We start from the raw sequence: 1,383 nt of genomic DNA, 5'->3' as shown, positions 1-1,383 counted from the left end.
CCAAACATCATTTCTTCATATGGTTGCATTTTAGCAGCCATAACATCATCTAGTTTTTCATCTATTTCTGGATGATCTTCTTTGTATTCTTCCCAGGTTCTATAGTATTGAGTTTCCATAAATACCCCTCCTTTTAATACTTACCGTTTTCTGCTACATATTGAAGAACTGCTTGTAAATTATCTATATTAACACTGTCTGTAGTTATTATTACTTTATCAAAGCTAAAGTAATATTTACCACCTGGCGCCATTATATCAAGAATTTCTTTTGCCTTATCTAAACATTGTTCCTTTGTGCCAGTTTTTAACAATCCAGTTGGATAGAAACCAGTAAGTATATGTTTGTCACCTAATTTTTCTTTTACAGTCTTAGGATCGCCATATTCAAACATCATTCTTGTATTTTCAGGAAGTTCATATAAGTAATCTAAGAATCTCATCCAGTCATGTTCAACAAATAATAGTGATGGTTGACCACTAGCTGCTAATTCATCTACTGTCTTTTTAAATGTAGGCCAGTAGAATCTACTAAAGTCTTTTTCACGTAAGAATGGTGCCATATGAAGCGGTATAAACGTAGCGCCATATTTTGATGGATTTGGTGGAGTTCCTTGTTTTATCATAATAGGTGTAACTGCTTCACAAGCAGCCTCAACTTTACTAGCCATTCTTCTTATATCCATAGTAATGTTTTTGAATCCTCTTAATTGGTCAGCTACAAAATCAAAAGGTGCTTCAGTCATTTGTCCTATTCCCCCTAATGGAGAATATCCGTATTTTTCAGTTAATTTCCCTATTACTCCTAAATCTCTAAATAACTCATCGTAATATGCTTTAAATGCTTTAGCAAATGCTATAGATCTTTGGCCTGGATTTGTATCTAATTCTGTATAAACTCTTGGAAGTATTTTTTCCATTATACAGTCATATGGTGAATTTATAAATTCATCGTATTCACTTGCTTCTAATCCATGAATTTCTGGATGTTGCATAAATCCACTAGATCCCATTATAAAATTTCTAGCTCCCAAGGTTTTATATAATAAAGGATTTCGAAGTTGAAGTCCTGCTGGGTTTGTATCTGTAACAAAATCAGTACATACCTTTTCATATATTTCCTCTAACTCTGAAGTGTCCCATTGTGACTTTGCTAAGTCTTTTCCTGAGTACTGAATAGCAAATTCAAGTGAAAAGTTAATATTTATAGGTACTCTTTTGGGAATTTTTCCATCGAATAAATCTTTAAATAACTGGGTTCTTTCTTCTTGTAATGCTTTTACATCTTTCATATTAGTTCACCCACCCTTGGCATATTTTTACGCCTTCTGCAGCGTTAGTTGTAAATGCATCTGCTCCTACAAATTCACATGCTTCCTTTGTT

General features: G+C 33.3%; 1 protein-coding gene. It reads right to left on the bottom strand.

Annotated features, from left to right (window positions below; translation table 11 throughout):
* Nucleotides 1–133 precede the first annotated feature (133 nt).
* Nucleotides 134–1,291 carry a uroporphyrinogen decarboxylase family protein gene (locus BS62_RS15160; protein ID WP_496492092.1) on the bottom strand — a complete coding sequence of 386 codons (1,158 nt, stop codon included), beginning with the start codon at nucleotides 1,289–1,291 and terminating at the stop codon, nucleotides 134–136.
* Nucleotides 1,292–1,383: the final 92 nt, after the last annotated feature.

This window comes from Sporacetigenium mesophilum DSM 16796, from assembly GCF_059569055.1.
The sequence above is the reverse complement of the archived record's forward strand: the minus strand, read 5'-3'. Positions and strand labels throughout refer to the sequence as shown.